This is a genomic window from Desulfotomaculum defluvii (assembly GCF_054657375.1).
Genome location: NZ_BAAHYV010000007.1, coordinates 1,305,578 through 1,330,463, shown reverse-complemented (window position 1 = coordinate 1,330,463; position 24,886 = coordinate 1,305,578). Strand labels below are relative to the sequence as shown.

19 protein-coding genes are annotated in these 24,886 nt (G+C 43.0%); 13 read left to right on the top strand and 6 right to left on the bottom strand.

The annotated features are described in order from the left end of the window. Nucleotides 1-92: 92 nt before the first annotated feature. Entirely contained in the window at nt 93-572 is a 480-nt protein-coding gene (locus tag ACYQ03_RS13630; RefSeq protein WP_459910463.1) for a hypothetical protein, read from the bottom strand. A 250-nt stretch (nt 573-822) separates the two neighbouring features. Between ACYQ03_RS13630 and ACYQ03_RS13625 the strand changes: the two genes are divergently transcribed. After that, nucleotides 823-3,066: a HelD family protein gene (locus ACYQ03_RS13625; RefSeq protein WP_459910462.1), complete on the top strand. Its 2,244-nt coding sequence runs from the start codon at nt 823-825 to the stop codon at nt 3,064-3,066. A gap of 121 nt (nt 3,067-3,187) precedes the next feature. On the opposite strand, the gene ACYQ03_RS13620 is transcribed toward ACYQ03_RS13625, so the two are convergent. The 3 genes from ACYQ03_RS13620 to ACYQ03_RS13610 form a co-directional block, all read right to left on the bottom strand. Continuing rightward, nucleotides 3,188-4,423, bottom strand: a complete 1,236-nt coding sequence (locus tag ACYQ03_RS13620; RefSeq protein WP_459910461.1) for a cation:proton antiporter — start codon at nt 4,421-4,423, stop codon at nt 3,188-3,190. A 3-nt stretch (nt 4,424-4,426) separates the two neighbouring features. After that, nucleotides 4,427-4,921: a cation:proton antiporter regulatory subunit gene (locus ACYQ03_RS13615; RefSeq protein WP_459910460.1), complete on the bottom strand. Its 495-nt coding sequence runs from the start codon at nt 4,919-4,921 to the stop codon at nt 4,427-4,429. Nucleotides 4,922-5,120: 199 nt separating this feature from the next. Continuing rightward, nucleotides 5,121-5,864, bottom strand: a complete 744-nt coding sequence (locus ACYQ03_RS13610) for a hypothetical protein (protein WP_459910459.1) — start codon at nt 5,862-5,864, stop codon at nt 5,121-5,123. Between the two features lie 292 nt (nt 5,865-6,156). Here ACYQ03_RS13610 and ACYQ03_RS13605 point away from each other — a divergent pair, with 292 nt between their 5' ends. From ACYQ03_RS13605 to hydA, 11 genes are all read left to right on the top strand, one after another. Further along, a complete protein-coding gene (locus ACYQ03_RS13605; RefSeq protein WP_459910458.1) occupies nt 6,157-6,753 on the top strand; it encodes an FMN-dependent NADH-azoreductase in 597 nt (198 codons plus the stop codon). 84 nt (nt 6,754-6,837) lie between these two features. Then, on the top strand, nt 6,838-8,292 hold the full coding sequence (locus ACYQ03_RS13600; RefSeq protein ID WP_459910457.1) for a putative bifunctional diguanylate cyclase/phosphodiesterase: 1,455 nt from the start codon (nt 6,838-6,840) through the stop codon (nt 8,290-8,292). Between the two features lie 173 nt (nt 8,293-8,465). Further along, a complete protein-coding gene (gene yqeC, locus ACYQ03_RS13595) occupies nt 8,466-9,206 on the top strand; it encodes a selenium cofactor biosynthesis protein YqeC (protein WP_459910456.1) in 741 nt (246 codons plus the stop codon). Nucleotide 9,207: 1 nt separating this feature from the next. Beyond that, nucleotides 9,208-9,828, top strand: coding sequence for a nucleotidyltransferase family protein (locus tag ACYQ03_RS13590; RefSeq protein ID WP_459910455.1), 621 nt, complete (start codon nt 9,208-9,210; stop codon nt 9,826-9,828). Between the two features lie 228 nt (nt 9,829-10,056). Continuing rightward, entirely contained in the window at nt 10,057-11,268 is a 1,212-nt protein-coding gene (gene dpaL, locus ACYQ03_RS13585; protein WP_459910454.1) for a diaminopropionate ammonia-lyase, read from the top strand. A gap of 27 nt (nt 11,269-11,295) precedes the next feature. Then, nucleotides 11,296-12,480: a YgeY family selenium metabolism-linked hydrolase gene (locus ACYQ03_RS13580; protein WP_459910453.1), complete on the top strand. Its 1,185-nt coding sequence runs from the start codon at nt 11,296-11,298 to the stop codon at nt 12,478-12,480. A gap of 9 nt (nt 12,481-12,489) precedes the next feature. Next, nucleotides 12,490-14,082 (top strand): N-acyl-D-amino-acid deacylase family protein, encoded by a 1,593-nt coding sequence (locus ACYQ03_RS13575; protein ID WP_459910452.1) that lies wholly within the window; start codon nt 12,490-12,492, stop codon nt 14,080-14,082. A gap of 12 nt (nt 14,083-14,094) precedes the next feature. Beyond that, nucleotides 14,095-15,423 (top strand): putative aminohydrolase SsnA, encoded by a 1,329-nt coding sequence (gene ssnA, locus ACYQ03_RS13570; protein ID WP_459910451.1) that lies wholly within the window; start codon nt 14,095-14,097, stop codon nt 15,421-15,423. A gap of 44 nt (nt 15,424-15,467) precedes the next feature. Continuing rightward, on the top strand, nt 15,468-16,817 hold the full coding sequence (locus ACYQ03_RS13565; RefSeq protein ID WP_459910450.1) for a nucleobase:cation symporter-2 family protein: 1,350 nt from the start codon (nt 15,468-15,470) through the stop codon (nt 16,815-16,817). Nucleotides 16,818-16,847: 30 nt separating this feature from the next. Further along, nucleotides 16,848-17,930 (top strand): 4Fe-4S binding protein, encoded by a 1,083-nt coding sequence (locus tag ACYQ03_RS13560; RefSeq protein WP_459910449.1) that lies wholly within the window; start codon nt 16,848-16,850, stop codon nt 17,928-17,930. Nucleotides 17,931-17,955: 25 nt separating this feature from the next. Further along, entirely contained in the window at nt 17,956-19,350 is a 1,395-nt protein-coding gene (gene hydA / locus ACYQ03_RS13555) for a dihydropyrimidinase (RefSeq protein ID WP_459910448.1), read from the top strand. A gap of 127 nt (nt 19,351-19,477) precedes the next feature. Here the strand turns inward: hydA and ACYQ03_RS13550 are convergent, their stop codons facing one another. After that, nucleotides 19,478-20,983 carry a hypothetical protein gene (locus ACYQ03_RS13550; RefSeq protein ID WP_459910447.1) on the bottom strand — a complete coding sequence of 502 codons (1,506 nt, stop codon included), beginning with the start codon at nt 20,981-20,983 and terminating at the stop codon, nt 19,478-19,480. Nucleotides 20,984-21,234: 251 nt separating this feature from the next. Continuing rightward, nucleotides 21,235-21,783, bottom strand: coding sequence for a DsbA family oxidoreductase (locus ACYQ03_RS13545; protein ID WP_459910819.1), 549 nt, complete (start codon nt 21,781-21,783; stop codon nt 21,235-21,237). A gap of 332 nt (nt 21,784-22,115) precedes the next feature. Here ACYQ03_RS13545 and xdh point away from each other — a divergent pair, with 332 nt between their 5' ends. Next, a complete protein-coding gene (gene xdh, locus ACYQ03_RS13540) occupies nt 22,116-24,680 on the top strand; it encodes a selenium-dependent xanthine dehydrogenase (RefSeq protein ID WP_459910446.1) in 2,565 nt (854 codons plus the stop codon). Nucleotides 24,681-24,886 lie beyond the last annotated feature (206 nt).

The window sequence follows — 24,886 nt, the reverse complement described above, 5'->3', positions numbered from 1 at the left end:
AACGTGTAGAGTCCTATGTAAAGATATTATTCATAAATAGTAAAAATCCTTTTTAATTTATAGATTATTCGCCATTTTCAAACGAGAAGTGGTTAATTAATCACATGATTTAACTGTGCAGATTTTACCATATATTTTTTAACCAGATTGACCATTTTCTCTATATCTTTTCTTTTGTAAAGATCTGTAGATATAATCAATAGACCATCTTCGGCAAAATGGATCGTTAGAAGGTTTCTTTTAGAGATATATTCAATGTTTGTAATATTATGCACTTGAATATTAATGGATAAGATTCTTCTTTGCAGTAGAGCCTTTAACAGGCCAGCACTAGTATCCCAGCCCCGTACGTGCAGAATGTATGGGGTTAAATTTATTTTATGCATCAGAAAATAGTTTGCCAGTAGTCCACCGAAGGCTCCTATCGATATAGAGATAACCACGCTTATTATGTAGAAGGAAATGGGGAAATAGTTAAAAAAGAAAAGATGATTGAGCAAAATACTTGCATTAACTGTTAATATCAGTACGACTAAAGTGATTGTGTCTTTACGAACATTTAAGTTGTACATTTTGCTACCCCCATATAGATCTTAATTACTAATTTCTATAAGGGCATTAGAAAACCTCCTGAGGATTGAAATAAATTTCACAAAGTTATATAAAAAAATTAGCGACTTTGATGCTATTTTACTTTACCCCAAAGAGCAACCAATATATAATCAGGAGATAGACACAAATACAACATTATATATTTATGTTATAAGTATAACATATTTATAATAGATTGTCAAACACTAAAACAATTATGGGGATGATCAAATGGATAATTATCAACTTGTTTTACGGGACGAAAGCTTGTACCTAGAAAAAGTACTGGACTTGATTAGGGCTGAACTGAATAAGGAGAACGATGTACTGGTATATAAGAAAAATGAATTAATTCAGGCCCGGCGGGATATGTGGGAAAATACTGGTCATGCCCCCGGAGACTTTACCAAATTAACAGAAATGAATCAATATCTAGCAGGGGTGAACGACCGGACAGCTAATTACTTGGAGACTTCTAAGCAAATAGAAAGGTATAGAAAAATACTACCATCTCCTTATTTTGGTCGCTTTGATTTTATTGAAGAAGGCTTTTACCAATTTGAAAAGATTTACGTAGGTCTTACAACTTTGCTGGACCCGGAAACCGAAAATGTATATGTATATGATTGGCGGGCACCCATTTCTAGTATTTATTACCGCTATGAGCAAGGCCCAGCTACCTATGAAGCACCAGTTGGTCTGATTACCGGTGAGGTTATATTAAAACGTCAATACAAAATTCAAGATTCCCAGCTTAAATATTTTTTTGATTGTAGCATTCCCATTAATGATGGTGTTTTGCAGGAGATTCTGGGTCACAATGCTTCTCCAAAAATGCGAACTATAGTCGAAACCATTCAGAGGGAACAGGACTTAATAATTCGCGATTTAGAAAACGAACTGTTAATTGTACAAGGAGTGGCAGGGAGCGGAAAGACTTCCATTGCCTTACATCGGATTGCTTTCCTACTTTATAACGGACTCCATTCTGGTCTAGATTCCCATAATATGATAATAATTTCGCCTAATGCCACCTTTAGTAATTATATATCCAGTGTTTTGCCCGAACTGGGGGAGGAGAATGTAAGGCAAACCACCTTTTATGAGATTGTCCAGTCTGCCCTAGGTGATAGATTTAGGTTGGAAAATAGGGAGTCTCAGTTGGAGTCTATAATTCAGTTGCAAGGCTCGGAAAAAGGTAAGGCCCGGGAGAAAAACTTAGCCTTTAAGGGGTCCAGGGTTTTTCATCAAATTCTTGAGCGTTTGCTGTGGCATTTTCAGCACAGGCTAATCCCCTTTGAGGATATTTACTTCAATGGGGTGCTCCTGGAAACTCGACAACAGTTAAAGAACCGTTTGTTAAATGATAAAACCGGTTTACCATTGGCTAAAAAACTCCTAAGGCTAGAAAGTATCGTTTTGGATAAGGTTAGGCCTTTACGTAAATTACGACTTGCTCGTATAGAAGAACTTGTAGCACAGAGTGAAGGTCATGAATTGGAGATTAAGTCCTTTAGTAGGTTATTATCCATCAAGGAGGCAAAGTTATTTCGGGAGCGATTGCAAAGATTTACCAGAGTAGACTATTGGCAACTTTATAATCTACTTTTTCAAGACCATGCACTATTTTATAGGCTCGCCCGAGGTTTGCAATTGCCTGAGGGCATCGAACAAATACTTTCCACCACTGCAGCAAAGCTACAAAAGGGGGAGGTATTATACGAAGATTGTGCACCATTATTGTATCTTAAATTAAAAATTGAGGGTGGCAATTATTTCTCTGATATTAAACAAGTGGTTATTGACGAAGCACAAGATTATTACCCATTACAATATGAAATCTTCAAGCTGTTGTTTGATGTAACTGCAAATTATACTTTCTTAGGGGATGTTAATCAAATTATTGAAAAAAATCAGGCTGGTGCATTTTATGATGAAGTAGCTCTGATAATGCAAAAGCAAAGGACCATCAAATTATCCTTGCATAAGAGTTACAGATCTTCTTATGAAATTAATATGTTTTGCAAGAAACTACTTGGGGAAGAGTTACCTCAGTTTATTTCCTTTGAACGCCACGGGGAAGCGCCTCGGGTAGTAGCTGTGCAAAATGTTGAGGAAATGGACCGGGTAATTCTAGAGGATGCAAAAAACTATCTAACACAGAGATATGAAACCATAGCTCTGGTTTGTAAAGGTCAACAAGAAGCAACTGATGTTTATGAAAGGCTAAAGAGTAAAATAAAACTTACCCTGATTCAGCCAATGGATGGTCAAGTGGAGAAGGGGGTTATGGTTATTCCTTCATATATAGCAAAGGGGCTAGAATTTGATGTGGTATTGGTAATCAACACAAATAGGCAAAATTATCATACATCATTTGACCGACAGCTCCTCTATATTGCCTGCACCAGAGCGCAGCACCGATTAGTTCTTTATTACACAGGGCAAATAAGTCCCTTTTTAGCAAATTTATAAGTTGGTAATCTATGAGGAAATTTGGGTTACAAATAAAATTTTAAATGTAAATTATTCCAATGCAATTAAAGTAGGCACTAATTTACCTTTATCTGGTAATATTAGTGCCTGTTTCTAGGGTTTAACTATAATTATCCAAGGGTTGTTTTTGTTTTTTCTTTTTAATGGCAGGCCAGCCAAATACTTTAGCTAATTTACTGTATATCCACTTGGATTCTTTGGTTAACAGAGGTCCTAAAATGGCCAGTAACAGTACATAAAGTGCTGCAAAGGGTTGTAAGATTGGCAACAAACCACCGGCCTTAGCCAGATTGGCCAGAATGATAGAGAATTCACCCCGTGAGGTTATTGTTAAACCAATATTTGTAGCACCCTGATATGAATAGCCCGCCTTGCGTCCAGATATTAAGCCAGCGACAAAGTTTCCGACAATTGTTACAAGTACTGCCACCACGGCAGGCCAAAAGGCTCCACCTAAAGAAAAGGGGTCAATACTTAATCCAAAGCTAAAGAAAAAGAGGGCACCAAAAAAATCTCGAAAGGGCACAACTAGATGTTCAATACGATCTAAATGGTCTGTCTCTGCCAAAACTAACCCCACCAGTAATGCACCGATGGCTTCGGCCACATGGATGGTTTCGGAGAAACCTGCAACAAGGGTAAGAAACCCAAATACAATCAGCATAAATAACTCATCAGAGGGTACATTCAGTATCCTGTTTATACTGGGGGATAGTTTGCGTCCCAGAAGAATAAAGCCCAGCATAAAACCCAGGGCAATAACAGCCGACTGAATCACACCCGCTGCAGAGGTTGAGCCGGTAAGTACCAATCCGGAGACAATGGACAGGTAAACCGCCACAAATACATCTTGGTATAACATGAGTCCCAAAATCATTTCTGTTTCAGGCCTAACGGTCCTTTTTAAATCAACTAAAACTTTAGCTACAATGGCACTGGAGGAGATGGAGAAAATCCCTGCCACCACTAATATTTCTCGCATAGGCCAGCCCCATAGATAAGGCAATGCCATACCCAGAGAAAAGTTAATTAGCATATAAGTAGTGCCACCCAGAAAGATTGTTTTTCCTGCCTTTAATAGCCGGCCCACGGAAAATTCTAACCCTAGGTAAAAGAGGAGAAAAATAACACCCAACCTACCCATAAACTGGATTAAGGGGGCACTCTCAATAAAACGAAAATCAAATACACCAAAGGATGGGGCATGGGGGCCTACAGCCATGCCAGCTAATATAAGAAAGGGTACGATGGAGAAGCGAAAGCGGGCCGCCAACAAGCCAGCGGCAGCAACAATGCATAGGGCCAGACCAATTTCTAAAAGTACATGATTCCCCATGTTTTATAGGCCCCCATTTAAAATGAGTTCCTTACAAAGTTTTACTTGCCTTCTTTCACCAATAACCACTAAAGTGGCTCCTTCGCTAACAACTTGTTCGGGACCAGGGTTAATAATCTTATGATCCTTTTTAATAACCGCTATAACCATAGCACCAGTTTTTTTCCTGATATGCAATTCTCCGATGGTTTTACCAATGGCTTTAGCACTGGACTCCACCTTATACCACTCAAAAACCATATTATCAAAGGCTACTTCCACTGATTCCAAGGCCTTGGGGACATAGGCTAAGCCACCAATGATGCCACTGATACGGCGTGCTTCGGTATCATCCAGTGTGACCATCGAAATACTTTCCTCTGGGTCGTCATTATCAAAATGATGTATTTCTCGTCGACCATCATCGTGTACTACAATCACCATCTTGTCACCACTACGGGCATTGATTTCAAATTTTTTGCCAATTCCCGGCAAGTCGGTTTCCCTAATCAGAGACATGACAACACTCCTTAATCATGTTTTCTATATTTTACTCTATCCTACCAATAAAACCAAGGACGCAAGACAACTGTTGCCAACCTAGTAAAAGTACCCATTCTTCATTAGGAAGTTGACCTCAATAAGTGTAGGTTGCTGGGCGAAAAAACTAGTAAAGGGAGCAGCCCTGTCGGACCGCTCCCTTTAGAGACTGTACTAGCTAGTAATTCTCATAACTATCATTATTGTCAATTTGACTTCTGAAGTCCTCTAAAGCCTCTTTCTTAAATTTTTCAATGTCCGGTATTAGGGCGGACTCAACATCTCCAGCAGCTTTATCATTCTCTTCACGGTTATATACTTTGTCTTTGATGCGGCAACCACAGCCGCTTTCAACTACTTTTGGTAAACGAACAGCAGGCTCACCGACAATGGCCTGAACAATAAGGTTGCGATCCTGTAGCAGCTTAACTCTAATGTTAAAGCGGATAAAGTTTATGATAAGAGTCAAGCAGGGATCGAATTTGGTTAAGTGGATGAGTTTATTAAAACATCCGAATTTAGGATATACTTCTACCTCTACACAAGCTCCTTGGGCTTCGTTAAAATCTTCCAGTGAGATATGGCGTTTTTTGTATGAGGTATAATGAAACTCTTTAAATTTAACTTCTTTGACAAAACAGCATTGGAAGGTTTGACAGTATGGCATCCCAACTTTAGGAAAGAATTTGAAACAGAGGATATAATCCACACAAAGGGTTAATTGGTCACAGTTAAAGGTGATGGTACGATCAGTAATCTCTACATTTTCACATTCAACTCGGCATATGTTTGAGGGAAATACAAAGATATTAGTGTCCACAAAGGCGTCTTTATGGAGTTGTTCGTGGGTGGCGAAGGCCACTGGTACGCAAATATCCACTTGTTTAGGTCTAATGTAATCATCTGTCCTTCCTTTTTGCATAATGATCCTCCTTTAAAATATTATATTCCAATACCATAAAATGGTAATTGTTGATTATAATGTATGGCAATAAAACCCATTAGGTTACAATATCTGACAAAAGATTATTATCCTAAAATCTTTCTAAGCATTTTGTTATAGATAATGGGGTAAATTACCTATGGGTAAAACAATCAAAAGAAGCAAGAAAAATTATCAGAAAATTTAGAATGTATTGCCAGGGGATCATCTATATGTAAAAATATCTTTAGGTTGCTAGTTTTTGTAAAATTATAAAGGGAGGTATTTTAAAATGAGTACGGTTCTTTATATCAAGGCAAATCCCAAATCAAATGAGGATTCTTTTACTTTTAAAATGTCAGAGGCTTTTATTAAAACATATCAGGAAAAGAATCCCGGTGATCAAATTGTTACTTTAGACTTATATAAAGAAGGCATTAAATTCTTGGATGCCGAGATGTTAGGACAAATGTATTCTGGTCAAGAGACAGTGATGAAGAAATATGCCCAGCAATTCGCCGCTGCAGATAAATATGTGATTGCTGCCCCCATGTGGAACCTTGGTTCTCCTGCTATCCTAAAGGCTTATTTTGACTATGTGGTTCTGGCAGGGGTTACCTTTAAATATACAGAACAGGGACCAGTTGGTTTGCTGGCCCCAGGAAAAAAGGCAGTACATATAGTGGCTCGGGGTGGTAAATACAGTGAGGGGCCAGCTGCTCAATTTGAAATGGGAGACCGTTACGTAAAAACTATTTTAGGATTTATGGGAGTAGAGAACATCAGCACTATTAGTACAGAATTAACCGGTGTACTGCAAGGAGAGGTTCTAGAACAATCTGTCAATGCTTCAATTGCTGCTGCTAAGGAAAAAGCAAAGGAATTTTAGAGCGGTTTTAATAAATTAAGCACCAGACACCTGTCAACATTCCTTTATATTTTACATATTATGTAAAAAAGGAAGGTGTTCCTGGTGTTTTATTTTTTTCAGGTACATGCTGATGCTATTTTTTTTCTATATGGTATAGTAGTTTTGATATTAACCCTACTGACCATTACTCTTTTGGTCATTGCCAAAAAGCGCAAACAGGTTGAAGAGAAAATCACTTACTTAGCCTATTACGATACATTGACAGATTTACCCAACCGTTTGAAGTTCCGTGAGCGACTGATGGAGAAACTTATAAAGCAAGAGGGCAGCAAAAAAACATTGGCAGTGATGTTTTTGGATTTGGATCGATTTAAAAATGTCAATGATAGTCTAGGACATCATATGGGGGACCAACTGTTAAAGGAAGTTGCCCTTCGACTGCAAAATTGTGTTTGTCAGAATGACCTAGTGGCTCGTTTAGGCGGGGACGAGTTTACTATTTTGGCCCAAGTCCAAGATGCAGCTCAAGCAGCCACTTTGGCCAGTCGGGTTCTTCAGCAAATTCAGACCCCCTTTATGTTAGGGGGAACTGAGATCAATATTAGTACCAGTATTGGCATCACCTTAAGCCCTCAGGATGGGGGTGACATAGAAGAACTCTTAAAGAACGCCGATGCCGCTATGTATCGTGCCAAGGAACTTGGCAGAAGTACCTACCAGTTCTTTACTTCGGAGATGAAGGATCATGCCCTGAAGCAAATGCAATTGGAACAAGGTCTGCGGCAGGGGTTAGAACAGAGACAGTTTATGATTTATTACCAGCCCCAGTACGATATTGTCACTGGGCAAATGTATGCTGTGGAAGCTCTATTGCGTTGGCAGCATCCGCAATTTGGTTTCTTACTGCCCAGTGAATTCATTCCTTTGGCGGAGGAAACTGGTTTTATTGTTCCTCTAGGAGAGTGGGTGCTGCAAGAGGCCTGTGCTCAAAATAAAGCCTGGCAGGATGCTGGCCTGCCAGTTATCCGGGTGGCAGTCAACATGTCAGCCCGACAATTATTGCAGGGTGATTTGTCCCACAGGGTTGCTTGTATTTTAGCCGAAACTGGGTTACAACCAGAAAATCTAGAATTGGAGATTACTGAAAGTGTGGCCATTCGGAGTCTGAATTGCACCCTTGAGGTGCTGCAGGAGTTAAGGGCCCTAGGTGTTCATATCTCCATCGATGATTTTGGCAAGGGTTTTTGTGCCTTTAATTATTTAAAACATTTGCAACCAATAGACACTTTGAAAATTGGTCGGGAGTTTATGAAGGATATCAGCGAGACCACAGAAACCTGGGACAGCGCTGTAGTAGCATCTCTGATTAATCTGGCTAAAAAACTTCGATTAAAGGTTATCGTTGAAGGGGTAGAAACTTTTGAACAATATGACTTCTTGAAAATGCAACAATCCGATGGAGTGCAGGGTTTTTTATTTTGCCAGCCAATTCCCGCAGAGGATTTTCCAAGGTTTTTGTTGAGTCAAAAAGACCGTGCATTGACTCACTCCAGTTAAGAAAAAATAAATTAAGGTTTCCCATTGAGTGATTTGTTTTAGGTCCATTGATTTTTTTCTTGGCAGCACTGCTTTGACCTGCTGCCAAGGGTTATAAATCAGAGGAGAGAGGATGACCTTTTCAATAAGCCATGATTAGCAAACCATTCGTATGGCAAGAATTTCTTGATAAATTGTCATCACCTAAGGTGATAACACTTATTGGTGGCGGCGGCAAGACAGGACTTATGTTCTACTTAGTAAATCTTCTAAAATCTAACGGAGTAAGGGCAGTAGCCACTTCCACCACAAAATTGTCTTCAGATAGCAGCTTTAGCAAGATTAATAGTGTCACAGAGGGTTTAGATTTACTTAGAAATGGAGTAGCAGAGCAGGGCCCAGTTGTACTGGTTTTAGGAATGGATGATATGAACCCAGATAAAATGGTAGGTATACCAAAGGACTGGGTAGATTATCTGGCAGCTAAGTTACCCTATATCTTTTTTATAGTTGAGGGAGACGGTTCTGCAGGAAGATCCCTTAAGGGTCATTTAAACCATGAACCAGTGATCCCTGCCAGTAGTAAGTTAGTTATCCCGGTCATTGGCATTGATGTGATTGGAGTACCGTTAAATAGCTACTTTGTTCACCGCCCAGAACGAGTTACGCAAATGATTGATGCCCCAGCAGAAGCTAACATTACCGTTGATATGGTACTTAAGTTGTTCTTTCATCCCCAGGGCTATTTGAAACAATGCCCAGCAAAGAGCCAAGTGATGCCCTTTATAAATAAGGTGGAAGGGCCCATAGGCTTCGGGCAGGCCCAGGAATTGGCTAAAGGTATCTTATCTAAAAAACATAACCAGATTCAAAATATAATTATGGGTAGTTTAGTGCGGCAAAGGTTTGTTACTGCTAATGATTCAGGAGGATAATATGGTAAATAACCTGGTTTCAGCTGTACTGTTGGCAGCAGGGGGGGCTAAGCGGATGGGTCAGCCCAAACAACTGCTACCCTTAGGTGGTAAACCCATGGTTTATCAGGTAGCAGTGGCAGCCTGCGGGGCTGATCTGTTAGAAGTAATAGTCATTACCGGGGCTGCCGGAGAAAAAGTGGTACCAGTACTTACAGGCTTGCCCCTGCGCATACTCCATAACGATAACTGGGAGACAGGACGAGCCAGTGGGGTCCGTTTAGCAGTCCAATCATTGGATGTTCGGGCCAAGGCAGTACTTTTTTTGCTGGCTGACCAGCCTCTGGTGGACAAGTCTCTACTTAATAAAATGATAAATACTTACTGGCAGAGTGGTGCTAACCTGGTAGTTCCTCGTTGGCAAAATCAACGAGGTAACCCAGTTTTATTTGACCTTAGCTGTTGGCGATACGATCTATTGCAGCTTACAGGAGATCAAGGAGCGAGAGGTATCTTACAGGCTCACCCCCAGTGCATTCAATATCTTGATGTGACCAGTCCAGAGATTTTTTATGATGTTGATACACCGGAAGATTACTTGCTAATGCAGCAAATGTGGGACTTAAGGGAACGGTTCTCTTAAGCCGTGCAGGAAAAGACTCAGGAGAACCGTCCCCTTGAGTCAACAGGAAAAGACTCAGGAGAACCGTCCCCTTGAGTCACTTAGGAGAACCGTCCCCTTGAGTCACTTGAGTCAAGAGACGCAGGAAGAAACTATTCTTCAGGCGTTTTTTTTATAACCAATATTTTCACCTGATTATTGGCATGATAGTTGAAAATATTAATGATAAAACGCTAAGAGAGGTGCCTTATGGATAGGATTCTATGGGAAGCTAACAAAATGTTGGGAGAAGAGCAAGCTTCCACGGACTTTTTAAGTGACAAAGAAATACAAAAGGCCAAACAATTTCATCAAAGTTTTCCAGAATACAGTATTACTCCTTTGCGAAGCCTTGATCATTTAGCTAAATATTTGGACGTAGCTGGTATTTATGTCAAGGATGAATCCTATCGCTTTGGCTTAAATGCCTTTAAAGTTTTGGGTGGTTCCTTTGCCATGGCTAAATATTTGGCTCAGATACTCGGGAAGGATATAAGTGAATTGGATTACCACACCTTAACCTCTGAGGAAACACGTAGGCAGTTAGGCGAAATCACCTTTGCTACTACCACCGATGGCAATCATGGGCGTGGTGTTGCTTGGACTGCCAACCGTCTAAAGCAAAAGTCTGTGGTTTATATGCCAAAGGGTTCTTCCATCACCCGTTTGGAAAATATACGCGCCGAGGGAGCCGAGGCCTCTATTGTAGATATGAACTATGATGATGCTGTCCGGCTGACCGCTGAAAATGCCCAAAAGTACGGCTGGATCGTTGTTCAGGATACTGCCTGGGAAGGCTATGAGGAAATTCCTACTTGGATTATGCAGGGCTACGGCACTATGGCGGCTGAAGCGCTGGATCAACTGAGAGAGCTACAGGTAGAAAAACCCACTCATATATTTGTTCAGGCTGGTGTGGGTTCCCTGGCTGGTGCCGTGCAAGGTTATTTTGCCTCGGTATTTGGTCAAGAAAGGCCCAAAACCGTTATCGTTGAAGCAAAGGAGGCTGACTGTCTCTATAAATCGGCTTTGGCCAACGATGGCAAACCTAGAGTGGTGGGTGGAGATATGGATACCATTATGGCTGGTCTAGCCTGTGGAGAACCCAATACCATTGGCTGGAAGGTATTAAGGGACTATAGTGATATGTTCTTTTCCTGTCCCGACTGGTTGGCGGCTAAAGGAATGAGGGTACTGGGCAATCCGCTTTTGGATGATTTACGGGTTATTTCTGGTGAGTCTGGTGCCGTTACCACTGGATTATTGTTTGAATTGATGACCAGCCCTGAACTGGAAGTAGCCAAAACTAAACTGGGTCTCACTAAAGATTCGCGTATTCTCTTGTTTAGCACCGAAGGAGATACCGACCCGGATCATTACCGTAAAGTAGTGTGGGACGGCAAAAACCCTAGCTACAACTAAAACTACAATAGTGGGGTGGTAGAAAGAATGCTTACTGAAAAAAGAAAACAAGAGTTAATTCAGTTATGTCAGGAATTGATACGCCAGCAAAGCTATTCAGGTGAAGAGGGTAAGGTAGTAAAGAGCATTTCCGAAGCCTTTAAGACAATGGGTTTTGATAATTATTTTGTGGACAGCTATGGCAATGTGATAGGTCAAATAAAAGGGAAAAAACCAGGCAAAAGAATTTTATTCGATGGCCATATTGATACTGTACCAGTACCAGACGATGCCAAATGGGTTCACGCACCCTTTGGTGGTGAGCTTGTTGATGGTAAAATCTATGGTCGCGGTGCATCAGATATGAAAGGGGCAGTAAGTGCCATGATTGCTGCTGCTGCCTATTTTGCCGAGGACACCCAGCGGGACTTTGCCGGTGAAATTTATGTGGCCGGAGTGGTACACGAAGAAATCTTTGAAGGCATTGCAGCCAGAAAAATCAGCGAAGCTGTACAGCCGGACTATGTGGTCATTGGAGAAGCTTCGGAGCTTAATTTAAAGCGTGGACAAAGGGGGCGGGCAGAAATAGTGGTCGAAACCTTTGGCAAACCTGCCCATTCTGCAAACCCCGAAAAGGGCATTAATGCAGTTTTAATGATGTCCAAGCTAATTGATCGTATCCAGGGACTTGATACCCAGGAACAGGAGGTGCTGGGGCAAGGGATTCTGGTATTAACTGATATTAAGTCTTCTCCCTATCCCGGAGCCTCTGTGGTTCCTGAATATTGTCGGGCAACCTATGACAGAAGACTCTTGGTAGGTGAAACCCCTGAGTCCGTGTTAGCTCCCATTAAGACACTAATTGCTGAAATGGAAAAGCAAGATCCTGACTTTAAAGCCAAGGTCTCCTTTGCTGTGGGACAAGAAAAATGTCACACCGGTGAGATTATCAAAGGAGAACGTTTCTTTCCTGGTTGGCTTTATGACGAAAAGGATGAATTGGTGCAAGCAGCACTTACAGGCCTTAGGGAAATTGGCTTGAACCCAGAAGTGACCCATTATTCCTTCTGTACCAATGGCAGCCACTATGCGGGGGAGAAGGGTATCAAGACCATTGGGTTTGGTCCTTCCCAAGAAAATCTAGCCCACACAATTGATGAATATATCGAGTTAGAACAGCTATGCAAGGGTGCCAAAGGTTACTACGCCATTATGAAGTCGGTGTTAAAGTAAGGAGAACATATGAGGACAATACTAAAGAACGGCTTAATCGTAGATGGAACAGGTCAAAGGGGGTTCCTCGGCAGTGTGGCCATTGAGGGAGAGCGTATTGTCGCCATTGGAGATGTTCCAGAGCAGGATAACGATGTAGTTATTGATGTAAGTGGTTTGGTAGTGGCACCGGGGTTCATTGATACCCACAGCCACTCGGATCTCAAAGTATTGGTTGACCCCTATATCGAGCCGAAGATCCGTCAGGGGGTAACCACCGAAGTATTAGGACAAGACGGTATCTCTATGGCACCGTTGCCAGAAGAATATATCAGTCCTTGGCGCAAGAATCTGGCAGGTTTAGATGGTGATAGTGATATTATAGATTGGCATTATCGGACTACAGAGGGTTATTTAAAACTCATGGAACGGCAGGGAGTAGGCCTTAACCAGAGTTATCTGGTGCCTCACGGTAATGTTCGGATGGAAGCACTAGGACTAAGTAATCGCCAACCTTCTTCAGGGGAAATATCAAAAATGTGCGACGTAACCCGGCGGGAGATGGAGGCCGGTGCCTACGGATTATCAACAGGTCTCATCTACATGCCCTGTGCCTACTCGGAAACAAGTGAAATTATTGAAATGTGCAAAGTGGTGGCAGAGTTTGACGGTGTTTTTGTGGTGCACCAGCGAAGTGAAGCTGACACCATTCTACCGTCAATGGCAGAAGTCATTGAAATTGGCCGACGTTCCGGTGTCAAGATACACTTTTCACACTTTAAGGTCTGTGGACGAAAAAACTGGCGGTATATTGAACCGGTATTGGAGTTCTTAGATAAGGCAGAAGCAGAGGGTATTCGAATCTCCTATGATCAATATCCCTATGTAGCCGGCAGTACCATGCTGGGTGTGATTTTGCCTCCCTGGGCCCACGATGGAGGCACAGATATGCTGCTTAAGCGTTTACAAGACCCAGAGCAAAGGAAAAAGATGATTTACGACATGGAACATGGTATCCCTGGCTGGGATGATTTTGTGGATTTTGCAGGTTTAGATCAAATCTTTGTCACCAGTGTTAAGACAGAGAAGAACAAAGACTTGGTGGGTAAGAGTTTAATAGAAATCGGTGAGATGCGCGGGAAGGACTCCTATGAGGCCACCTTTGATTTATTGTATGAGGAAGAAAATGCCGTAGGAATGGTGGATTTTTATGGCAAGGAAGAGCACGTCATTACCTTTTTGACCCGCCCAGAGCAAAACGTATGCACCGATGGACTACTGGCTGGCAAGCCGCATCCCCGGGTTTATGGTTCTTTTCCACGGGTTCTCGGTCGTTATGTAAGGGAGCTAAAGGTCTTGACCCTAGAAGATGCCATCCGTAAGATGACTTCCCGCCCGGCGGATGTCTTTGGCTTTGAACGAAGGGGCACAATAAAAACCGGTTATTTTGCCGATATAGTTGTGTTTAATCCTGAAACCGTCATTGACAAGGGAACCTTTGTGGATCCCATTCAATATCCCGAAGGTATAGAGTATGTATTTATTAACGGCCATGGGGTTATCAAAAAGGGTATTTATCAAGCTCTGTTAGCTGGCAGAGTTTTGAGAAAAAGTGTGAAATAAAGGAGTGGCGAGATGCTACTGGTTGGTAATGGACAAGTAATCACACGGGATGCTACTCAGCCTTACCTACCCAAGGGTTGCGTAGCCATACAGGACAATTTAATTGCAGATGTAGGAACTACGGAGAATCTGAAAAAAAAATACCCCGAAGCAGAATTTATCGATGCCGCAGGTAAAATAATAATGCCCGGCATGATTAACACTCATATGCATTTATACAGTACCTTTGCCCGGGGTATGGCCCTTAAGGATGCTCCCCCCGGTAATTTTCTCCAGATACTGGAACGCTTGTGGTGGCGATTAGACAAAGTACTAACTTTGGAGGATGTCTATTATAGTGCTTTACTGCCTCTTATTGACTGTATTAAAAATGGAACTACTACTATCTTTGATCACCATGCCAGCCCCGGGGCAGTAAGGGAAAGTTTGTTTACTATTGCTAAGGCTACTAAGGAAATAGGTGTTCGCAGCTGTCTCTGTTACGAGGTATCCGATCGGGATGGTGTGGAGGTTATGGAACAAGGCATTAAAGAAAATATGGATTTTATCGGCCATGCTAAAGATGCCCATGATGACCTAGTAAAGGGAATGTTTGGGTTACATGCTTCCCTAACCCTCAGCGATACTACCCTGGCAAAATGCTGTGAAGCAAATGCCGGTTCCGGTGTTGGCTATCATGTGCATACTGCCGAAGGGCTGGACGATGTTACAGACGCCAAGGAAAAGTATGGTAAACGGGTAGTAGAGCGATTTGCCAGTTTTGACATGCTAGGCCCTAAAACCATTACTGCCCACTGTGTCCATGTCAATGAGGATGAAATGACTCTCTTAAAACAAAGTAACAGCCGGGTAGTGCACAATCCGGAATCCAATATGGGGAATGCCGTGGGTGCTGCTCCGGTCATGGAAATGATCCAAAGGGGTGTCTTCGTGGGGCTGGGAACCGATGGTTATACCAGTGATATGTTTGAGTCCTTTAAGGTGGCCAATGTTCTGCATAAACACACTCAACAGCATCCCAGTGCTGCCTGGGTGGAAGTACCTACCATGCTGTTTGAGAACAACCCTATAGTATGCCAGGAGTACTTCGAGAAACCCTTGGGTTCTTTGAAACCAGGTGCCTATGCCGATGTAATTATTGTCGATTACAACCCTCCCACACCAATGACCAGTGAAAATATCAATGGCCATATTTTATTCGGCATGTCTGGACGAGCGGTGGAAACCACCATTATTAATGGACGGGTGGTCATGCACAATAGACGGCTGCAGGGCATTGACGAAGAGCAAATCTATGCTAAAGCAAGGGAGTTAGCTCACAAAATGTGGGACAGGTTTTAAAAAAATAATATAAATACTAACACTAAGAAAAAGTAGGTGGTAATATGGCAGATCATGTTGCTCCCGTTGATGAGATGTTACCAAGGGGACAATTGTTTGTTTTTGGATTACAACACGTGATGGCAATGTATGCTGGTGCCGTGGCAGTACCTATCATCATTGCCAACTCCTTGGGGTTATCTAGAGAGGAGTTAATATATCTAATTAACGCTGATTTACTGGTGGGTGGAATTGCCACGATCATTCAGTCTTTGGGTATTTGGAAGCTGGGGATTCGCAGTCCCATTATGCAAGGTGTTTCCTTTGCTGCTGTTACACCAATGGTGATGGTGGGGGCTCAGCATGGACTGAGGGGCATCTTTGGGGCCACCATAGCCGCTGGTTTGATTGGATTTCTAATTAGTCCCTATTTTAGTAGGCTTATTCGCTTTTTCCCACCAGTGGTAACGGGCACCATTATTACCCTGATTGGGATTTCTCTGATGCCTGTTGCAGTACGTTGGGCCGGCGGGGGAAATGCTTCTGCTCCTGATTTCGGTAGTCTGAAATATATAGGTCTAGCCCTTGTGGTACTGTTGTTTGTTATTTTGATGTTTAAGTTCTTTACGGGCTTCTTTCAGAGTATTGCAGTACTTTTAGGATTGATTTTTGGTACAATCATTGCCATCCCCTTAGGAATGACAAACTTTTCACAGGTAGCAACTGCTTCTTGGCTACAAATTATTATTCCTTTTAATTTCGGGTTACCCATCTTTGACTTAGCATCTATTCTGGCTATGACCTTGGCCATGCTTGTGATTATGACAGAGACCACTGGCGACATGGTAGCTGTGGGGGAAATTGTTGGCCAAAAAGTGGACAGGGAAGGTTTAACCAGAGGTTTACGGGCAGACTGCTTTTCCACTATGCTGGGTGGTGTCATGAATACCTTTCCCCATTCAGCCTTTGCACAGAACGTTGGACTATTAGCCCTTACTGGGATTAGAAGCCGTTTTGTGGTTGTGGCTGCGGGTATTATTTTGGCTGCACTGGGGCTGTTTCCTAAAGCAGCAGCTGTGGTAGCGGCAATCCCTCAACCAGTGTTGGGTGGTGCAGGTATTGCCCTGTTTGGAATGGTGGCAGCCAGTGGTATCCGGTCACTGGGTAAAGTAAAATTCGACGGTACCAATAACTCGATGCTTGTGGCAGTGAGCCTTGGTCTAGGTCTGATTCCTTTGGCAGCACCTGCTTTCTATCATCACATGCCCCAATGGGCCCAACTGATTTTGCATAGTGGAATTACTGCTGGTAGTTTAGCCGCCATTGTCTTAAATTACTTTTTTAATGAAATTGGGAAAAAACCTGATAACGCTGAGGATGTCGAAGCAGAAACAGCGGCTTATAGTACCCATTAAATTTAGAAATTCTAAAAAGGAGTAAAAATCATGGCTAATATCAGCGTAAACATATGCGGTTTGGATTTTCCTAACCCAGTGATGCCAGCCGCTGGCCCTGGTTCCAAGGATGGTGCCATGTGCCAGGCGGCTGTCAAGGGCGGTGCGGGAGGCATTGTGACTAAAACTATCTCTGTAAACCCTGCTGAAGTTCCCCGTCCTTGCATGGCCCAGGTTAAGGGTGGCTTTTTAAACACTGAATTGTGGTCCGAGTTGCCTAAGGAACAATGGTTAGAAAAAGAGTACAAAATGGCGAAAGAGACTGGGGTACCTGTGATTATCGGCCTAGGTTACACTGCTGAGCAAATTAGTGAATTGGCCAGATTGGTAAAACCCTATGCCGATGCCCTGGAACTATCTACCCATTATGTGGGCACAGATTCAGCTCCAATGATCAATGCCTTAAAGGCCGCTAAGGCAGAAGTGGATGTACCTGTATTTTTAAAAATGAGCCCCCACACTGATATTAAGGATATAGCAAAAGCTGCAGAAGAAGCAGGTGCAGATGGTCTGGTTATGATTAACTCCTTTGGACCTTGCATGGGTATTGATGTGGATACTGGACTACCGCTGATGGGGAGTAAAACAGGTTATGGTTGGCTTTCCGGTGCTGCCATTCGCCCTCTAGCTGTGCGTTGCATCTATGATGTGGCTCAGGTGGTTAAGATACCTATATTTGGCGTGGGCGGTATCACCAACGGCCGTGATGTAGCAGAGATGTTTATGGCTGGTGCCTCGGCTGTTCAGGTTTGCACAGAAGGGATTCTTAAAGGTCCCAACGTATACGGGAAGATTGCCAAGGAATTAAACGATTTCTTAGACAGCCATGGCTATACCGATGTAGCTCAAATCAAAGGTCTTACCCTTAAAAAAATGTCTGAGCGAGCCTTCCGGGCTGAGTCCATTGCCCCGGAGGTTGACCATGAGGCATGCAGCAAGTGTGGTATTTGCGAGACTAGCTGCGTTTACAGTGCTATCACCCGGGAAGAGCAACTTAAAATTGATCCCCTAAAATGCTTTGGCTGCGGTCTCTGTGTAACCCGTTGTCCCAAGAGTGCACTGTCTCTGCATTAATAAATAAAACCAAGGGGAAATGTTGATGGGAATCGTACTAAGTGGGGGAACTATCGTTACAGCAGTTGATTGTTATCAGGCAGATATCCGGTTGGTAGGGGAAAAAATCGTTGCCATTGGGAGTGATGTAGCCCAACCAGAGGATAAAGTAATTTCAGTGGAAGGATGTAATCTATTACCCGGTGCCATTGACCCCCATACACATTTTGATATGCCAGCAGGTAGCTTTACCACAGCCGATGACTTTGCCAGCGGTACAGCCGCTGCTGTGGTGGGCGGTACTACTACCATTATCGATCATATCACCCAGGAAAAGGGAGAGAGTCTCCTTGTGGCCTTAGCCAAATGGCAGGCTAAGGCTGGCGGAAAAAGTTACACCGACTATGGTTTTCACATGGGTATTACTGATTATCATAGTCAAGTACCTGCAGAAATGGAGGCTTTGGTGCAGCAGGAAGGCATTACTTCCTTTAAGTTATATACTGCTTACAAGCATTTGCGGGTACATGATGGAGAAATTTTTCAGGCACTGCAGCATTGTAAAACCATTGGTGCCCTAGCCTGCTTCCATTGTGAAAATGGGGATGTTATCGATGTACTGATCCAACAGGCCAAGAAACAAGGTTGCTCTGGACCAAAATGTCACCCACTCACACGACCTGCAGTAACTGAAAAGGAAGCTACTTCACGAGTAATCATGTTATCAGAATTAGCTGAGTCACCAGTCTACATTGTACACCTCAGTTGTGCGGGTGCCCTGCAGGAAGTGGTGAAGGCCAAGTCCAGAGGTTTAGAAGTTTATGCCGAGACTTGTCCTCAATATCTATTACTGGATGAATCCTATTATGCTGGGGAAGGCTTTGAGGGTGCTAAATATGTCATGTCACCTCCTTTACGCAAACCAGAGGATCAAGGGGCTTTGTGGTTAGGTTTACAGAGTGGCGCTCTGGACACCACTGGCACAGATCACTGCTCGTTCAATTACCATGGGCAAAAGGAAAGGGGGTTAGAGGATTTCAGTAAGATACCAGGTGGTGCTCCTGGGGTAGAACATCGATTGGGTCTCTTGTATACCTATGGTGTACAAACCGGGAAAATCAGTATGCAGCAATTGGTGGCCATAACAGCCACCAACACGGCTAAATTGTTTGGTTTATATCCCCGTAAGGGTTCCTTAATGGTGGGTAGTGATGCTGACATTGTGGTATGGAATCCCCAACAGTCTCAAATAATTAGTGCCGCCACCCATAGGCAGAGGGTAGATTATACCCCATATGAGGGCTGGCAGCAGCAGGGCAGGTCAGAGTATGTATTTATTCGGGGTCAACAGGTTGTGGCCCAGGGTAAGCTTTGTCCAGAGGGTCCCTGTGGCCACTACCTTTTCAGAAAACCATTTCAGCCTAGAGCAAAAACAATGTAAGGTTGCAGGTGTAAAAAGAGACCCGAGAGTGAAGTGCACCAAAAATAAAAGGTCACACTTCACACACTGGGGTCTCTTTTTTGTAATTTCCCCTAAGAAGGAAATAACATAAAGTTAATTACTTGATTTAACAACAGGGTTGATGGAAGGATTTCCAGGGTTTTACCCAAACCTCCAGCCCGTCAAAGGGGTTAGCAGTGCCTAAATATAAATCGCAGTCCTTTGCCAGGAAGAGCATACGGACTCCGTAGTTATGAGGATTTCCCAGGCCATTTAAGGAAACTGGTTCCCAATTAATACCGTCACGTGACTTCCATAAATCAAAGCCTAGGGTCTTGCGACCGATTTTTAATAGGAAGTCAGCTAGTCGATCTAAAATTTTCTCGATTGGTAGATATTCAAATAACTGGTCTACTTGAGTCAAGTATTTCCAGTAATTAAGCAAAGCATCTTGATAACTTTTTGAGTTAATGGATAACAGCTCCCTTAATATATCTGGCAGCAAAGGTAGAAAGTAAGGAATCAGCACAGACCAACTAAAGGTGCCAAGATAAAGTTCATCACCTTGGGCTTGGATTTGCCAGCAGTAGGCATTGGAGATATTGCCAAAACCAGAAGGAATACCGCTTAGGGGTAAACCTCTGGTGCCCGTGGTAGGTTGTGTAGGTACCACTGGTATGCCACCAACTACCAATTCCCAGTTATCACGGCGATCAATGCGAATTACATCAAAACCTTTGGGTGGAACAATACGTTGATCAGGATTTAAACTTAAGACAGCTGCCTCAATGGCAGTACCTACATAAATATAATCCTTAAAGACTGCCAGCGACCAGGGATGTTCATTCCTAGCGTCTCCGGCACCTTTATCAACCACCAGTTTCCAGTTGTCCGTTATCGGTTCATCCCCCAAAGTACGCCAAATTTCAAAGCCAGTGGGGCGTCCGGTTCCCACATAGAGGTGATTATTGTAACTCAGTAGGAGGTCTATGTTACCACTGGGATTTTTATCCGGTTGACCATTTAGATTTACAATTTGCCAACCATCCCGCTCTGGGTCAAAACTACTATAAAGCTGTGAGTTCCCTAGACCGGTCAGAGGTAAAGCACCCATATATAGTTTTCCTTTGTGTTCTACCATATATCTAGTGGAAAAGCCTTGAATACCGGTGTCCAGTATCTTCCAGTTTACGCCATCTGTTGATTTTACCATGAACAGTTCTGGGCTAAGGGTAAGTGCTCCAGCATAAATGGCAGTTTCCCCGGCAGGGGTGGTGTAAGTAATCATAAAACGAAAACCTAAATTAACCAAATTCTCCGGTGTCCTGTAAACCCTCTCCCAGCCACGGCTTCCATCTTTCTTATAGCGCCAGATTTCACCACGCATCACCACATCATTGGGGGTTAGTTCTTCCGGGATAGGAATATCCCCAAAAATTTGGTTAGCAAATATGGAATAGGGAATGTTACGGGCTGTGCCCACGTAAATATAACCGCACATTTCTGTTATGGACCACGCGTAGTTATTTTGCATCGCATTATCAGGGTCTGAAGCATCCAGACCATTGACTGGACTAATTTTCCTAAAACGACTAAACAGTGAATCAAATGCTAGATTTTTATCTGTACCCATAGAAAGTCACTCCTTTTAGCAACATTCTATGAATTTTTTACCAAAATTGTTACGATACTAGCCGAACCAGTGGCACTTCGATAAATTAAATCACTAAAGTGCCAGGCACTTTAGTGATTTAGCAAGTAAAACAATCTAGGGTTTGTTTCACCAAAACCTGATAAATTGTAGGGAGCGACCCCCGTGTCGTTCCCAATAAAATTATATTGCAATAGAGACCCTAAAAAATTGGGTCTCTATTAATGAATAGCCTATTTCAGATACTGTTCCACTGCCCTTTTGAAAGCTTCATAGGACTGTGCTCCGACAATTCTCTGCTGGTTCTGTAATATGAAAGTGGGTAAACCAGTTACCTGCCACTTTAGTCCTGCTTGTCTATTGTCATCCAGACGTTTTGTGTATTGGGGGTTTACAAGGGCTGCAGCGACCTTTTCCTTGTCCAGTCCCAATGCTGCTGCAATGTCCAGAAGCACTTCTTGGGAGCCAATGTTCTTACCTTCAGTAAAATAGGCCTTGAATACATGAGCATGAAATTGCTCAAAAAGTCCCTGGTCCTTGGCATACTCCGTTGCCACCAGGGCCAATCTAGTATTTGGGAGAAAAGTGACCGGCTGGAAGGTGAGTCCATAGTCTGCACCAACCTTATTGAAACGCCCATAGGCTGCTGCTGGATCAAAGTCGGGGTATAATTTAGCCAAATCTTCGCCCTCTACTGGTCTTTCAGGTCGTAATTCATAACCCAACCAGGTGATCTTCAGCGGGTATTCTAGGGAAAGTTTTTCGACAATACCTTTGCCGATATAGCAAAAGGGTCAGGCATAGTCCGAGAAAATTGTCAGATTAATAGCTTCCAATTAATTCACCTCGATTTTTGATGGCCCTTGCCATTTAACAATATATATTTTTTGCCATGAAGGGATAAGCTATCCTTAGTAATTCTAACACAGTAGGTGCCTAGCTGGAATATTTATCGCTGTTAAAGGTTACTGGATTGACTCCAGTGACCTTTTACTTTTTTCACAGTAGCCCTTAGCCTGCACAAAGTAGAAATATTGCATTTTTTTGACTGCTTTAAAAAATACATAATGACAAATACTGACTAAAAAACAGGTTGCAGAGAGGTTTGATCTATATGTATACATTTAACCTTAATGGTAATAGCGTCAGTGTGGAAAATAACGGCAAATTGTTAGATTACTTGCGAGAAGAAGCACGTTTAACCTCTGTGAAAAATGGTTGTGGTGAAGGTGCCTGTGGAGCCTGTATGGTCCTAGTGGATGGGAAGGCCATGCGAGCTTGTCTTTTAACCATGGAGAAGGTTGTGGGGAAAAGTGTAATAACCGTGGAGGGACTATCGGAACGGGAAAAGGACGTATACAGCTGGGCCTTTGCGGAGGCAGGGGCGGTCCAATGTGGCTTTTGTATTCCAGGTATGGTGATCAGTGCCAAGGGACTTATTGACAAAGAACCTGATCCTACACCGGTCGAAATTAAAAAAGCACTACAGGGCAATATCTGTCGTTGTACTGGTTATGTAAAAATTGAGAAAGCCATTGCTATGGCTGCCAAAGCCCTCAGAGAAGGCTATACCCCAGAACTGAAGCCAGACAATTATCGGGTGGGAGATCGTATGCCCAGGGTAGATGCAGTAGAAAAAACCTTGGGTACCGCTGAATATGTTGATGACATGCAAGTAGAAGGTATGTTGCATGGGGCAGCCTTAAGGAGTAAATATGCCCGGGCGTTGGTAAAAAGTATCGATATTTCTAAAGCCCAGGCTTATCCTGGTGTGGAAACTGTACTAGTGGCTAAGGATGTCCCAGGAGAACGTTTGGAAGGGCATATCGTACACGATTGGCCAACCCTGGTGGCCGAGGGGGAAGAAACCCGTTATGTGGGGGATGCCCTGGCCATAGTAGCAGCTAAAAATCGAAAAATTGCTAAGGAAGCATTGGATTTAATAGAAGTGGAATATGAGGTATTAAAACCTTTGTTAAGTCCCCAGGAAGCCCTGGCAGAAGGAGCACCAACACTTCATCCTAATTTCCAAGGGAATATTTTACGTAAGACCGTTGTAAAAAGAGGTAATGTGGAAGAGGCCATAGCCAAAGCCAAACATGTGGTAACGCAAAAATATACTACTCCCTTTACGGAACATGCCTTCTTGGAACCAGAGAGTGCTCTAGCTGTACCAAATGAAGATGGTACTCTTACTGTATATGTAGGTAGCCAAAATGTCTATGATGACCTTGCAGGTATTATTCAGATCCTAGACGTTCCTGAAAAACAAGTCAGAGTAATTAGTAAAACCGTAGGGGGGGGCTTTGGCGGTAAGGAAGATTTATCTGTACAACATCATGCTGCCCTTCTGGCTTGGCATACTAAAAAGCCTGTTAAGATGACCTGGGATCGTCAAGAAAGTATCAGAGTCCATCCAAAGAGGCACCCGGCCTATATGGAGTATACCGTAGCCTGTGATGAAAACGGTATCATTACTGCTACAAAAGCCGTAATTATTACTGATACTGGTGCCTATGCTTCCCTTGGCGGACCAGTGACTGAACGTGCCTGTACCCATGCCGCAGGTCCCTACCAGATTCCGAACGTAGACCTTACTGGCATTGCAGTTTATACTAATAATCCTCCCTGTGGAGCTTTCCGTGGCTTTGGTGTACCGCAGTCCTGCTTTGCCATGGAATCTACCCTTAACCTGTTGGCAGAGAAGGTGGGGATTTCACCTTGGGAAATTCGCTATCGTAATGCCATTGAGCCGGGTGGGGTACTACCTAACGGTCAAATTGCTGATGCAGGGACAGCCCTTAAGGAAACTCTGTTGGCTGTAAAAGATGCCTTTGAAAGTAGTCCAAATGCTGGTATTGCCTGCGCCCTGAAAAACAGTGGTATTGGAGTAGGTTTATCTGATGTGGGTCGTATGAGGTTGCTGGTCAAAGGTGGTAAAGTAATGATTCTAACTGGTGCTGCCTGCATTGGGCAGGGTATGACCACTGTATTAACTCAAATTGTTGCAGAGACCACTGGTCTTAATTACAAGCAACTGGAGACAGGTAGCCCTGATACCTACACCACTCCCGATGGAGGTACTACCACAGCCTCGCGGCAAACCCTATTTACCGGTGAGGCTGCACGGAGAGCGGCACTGCAGTTAAAGAAAGATTTAGAAAAGCATAGTTTAGAAGAATTGGAGGGGCGGGAGTATTATGATGAGTTTTCTGCTAAAACCGACCCAATAGGTGCAGATAAACCCAACCCAATAAGTCATATTGCCTACGGTTATGCTAGCCATGTAGCTATATTAAATGAAGAGGGCAAAGTGTCTAAGGTAGTGGCAGCCCATGATGTGGGTCGGGCCATTAACCCTAATGGTATAGAGGGGCAAATTGAGGGTGGTGTGGTTATGTGTTTAGGCTATGCCTTGACAGAGGATTTCCCCTTAAAAGACGGCATGCCCACAGCAAAATTTGGTACCCTGGGCCTGTTCCGGTCTACTAACATACCAGAAATTGAAAGTATTATTGTGGAAAAGAATGAGGTACCTTTAGCTTATGGGGCCAAAGGCATCGGAGAAATCGCCGCCATACCAACGGCCCCAGCCGTGGCCTGTGCCTATTACAGAAAGGATGGCAAGTTTAGAACCAGTTTACCACTAATCGATACTCCCTACAGCCGAAAAAAATAAAACTCTGCTTATATAATGAAGGGATCTTGCTACTAGGCAAGATCCCTTCATTATATAAGCAGATAAGGTTATTAGAAGAAAGGTCAGGCCACTTCTAAAATACTGACAAAATTTTCAAAAGTGTAAAGGAAAACAAGGGGAGAAAGTAAAATATACATTAAACACCATAATTCTCAACATAGATTACACCCTTCTCGGGGAGGAAG

Coding starts and splice junctions, on each gene's coding strand:
- ACYQ03_RS13630 (WP_459910463.1), bottom strand. CDS start 572: ATGTACAACTTAAATGTTCGTAAAGACACAATCACTTTAGTCGTACTG.
- ACYQ03_RS13625 (WP_459910462.1), top strand. CDS start 823: ATGGATAATTATCAACTTGTTTTACGGGACGAAAGCTTGTACCTAGAA.
- ACYQ03_RS13620 (WP_459910461.1), bottom strand. CDS start 4,423: ATGGGGAATCATGTACTTTTAGAAATTGGTCTGGCCCTATGCATTGTT.
- ACYQ03_RS13615 (WP_459910460.1), bottom strand. CDS start 4,921: ATGTCTCTGATTAGGGAAACCGACTTGCCGGGAATTGGCAAAAAATTT.
- ACYQ03_RS13610 (WP_459910459.1), bottom strand. CDS start 5,864: ATGCAAAAAGGAAGGACAGATGATTACATTAGACCTAAACAAGTGGAT.
- ACYQ03_RS13605 (WP_459910458.1), top strand. CDS start 6,157: ATGAGTACGGTTCTTTATATCAAGGCAAATCCCAAATCAAATGAGGAT.
- ACYQ03_RS13590 (WP_459910455.1), top strand. CDS start 9,208: ATGGTAAATAACCTGGTTTCAGCTGTACTGTTGGCAGCAGGGGGGGCT.
- dpaL (WP_459910454.1), top strand. CDS start 10,057: ATGGATAGGATTCTATGGGAAGCTAACAAAATGTTGGGAGAAGAGCAA.
- ACYQ03_RS13580 (WP_459910453.1), top strand. CDS start 11,296: ATGCTTACTGAAAAAAGAAAACAAGAGTTAATTCAGTTATGTCAGGAA.
- ACYQ03_RS13575 (WP_459910452.1), top strand. CDS start 12,490: ATGAGGACAATACTAAAGAACGGCTTAATCGTAGATGGAACAGGTCAA.
- ssnA (WP_459910451.1), top strand. CDS start 14,095: ATGCTACTGGTTGGTAATGGACAAGTAATCACACGGGATGCTACTCAG.
- ACYQ03_RS13565 (WP_459910450.1), top strand. CDS start 15,468: ATGGCAGATCATGTTGCTCCCGTTGATGAGATGTTACCAAGGGGACAA.
- ACYQ03_RS13560 (WP_459910449.1), top strand. CDS start 16,848: ATGGCTAATATCAGCGTAAACATATGCGGTTTGGATTTTCCTAACCCA.
- hydA (WP_459910448.1), top strand. CDS start 17,956: ATGGGAATCGTACTAAGTGGGGGAACTATCGTTACAGCAGTTGATTGT.
- ACYQ03_RS13550 (WP_459910447.1), bottom strand. CDS start 20,983: ATGGGTACAGATAAAAATCTAGCATTTGATTCACTGTTTAGTCGTTTT.
- xdh (WP_459910446.1), top strand. CDS start 22,116: ATGTATACATTTAACCTTAATGGTAATAGCGTCAGTGTGGAAAATAAC.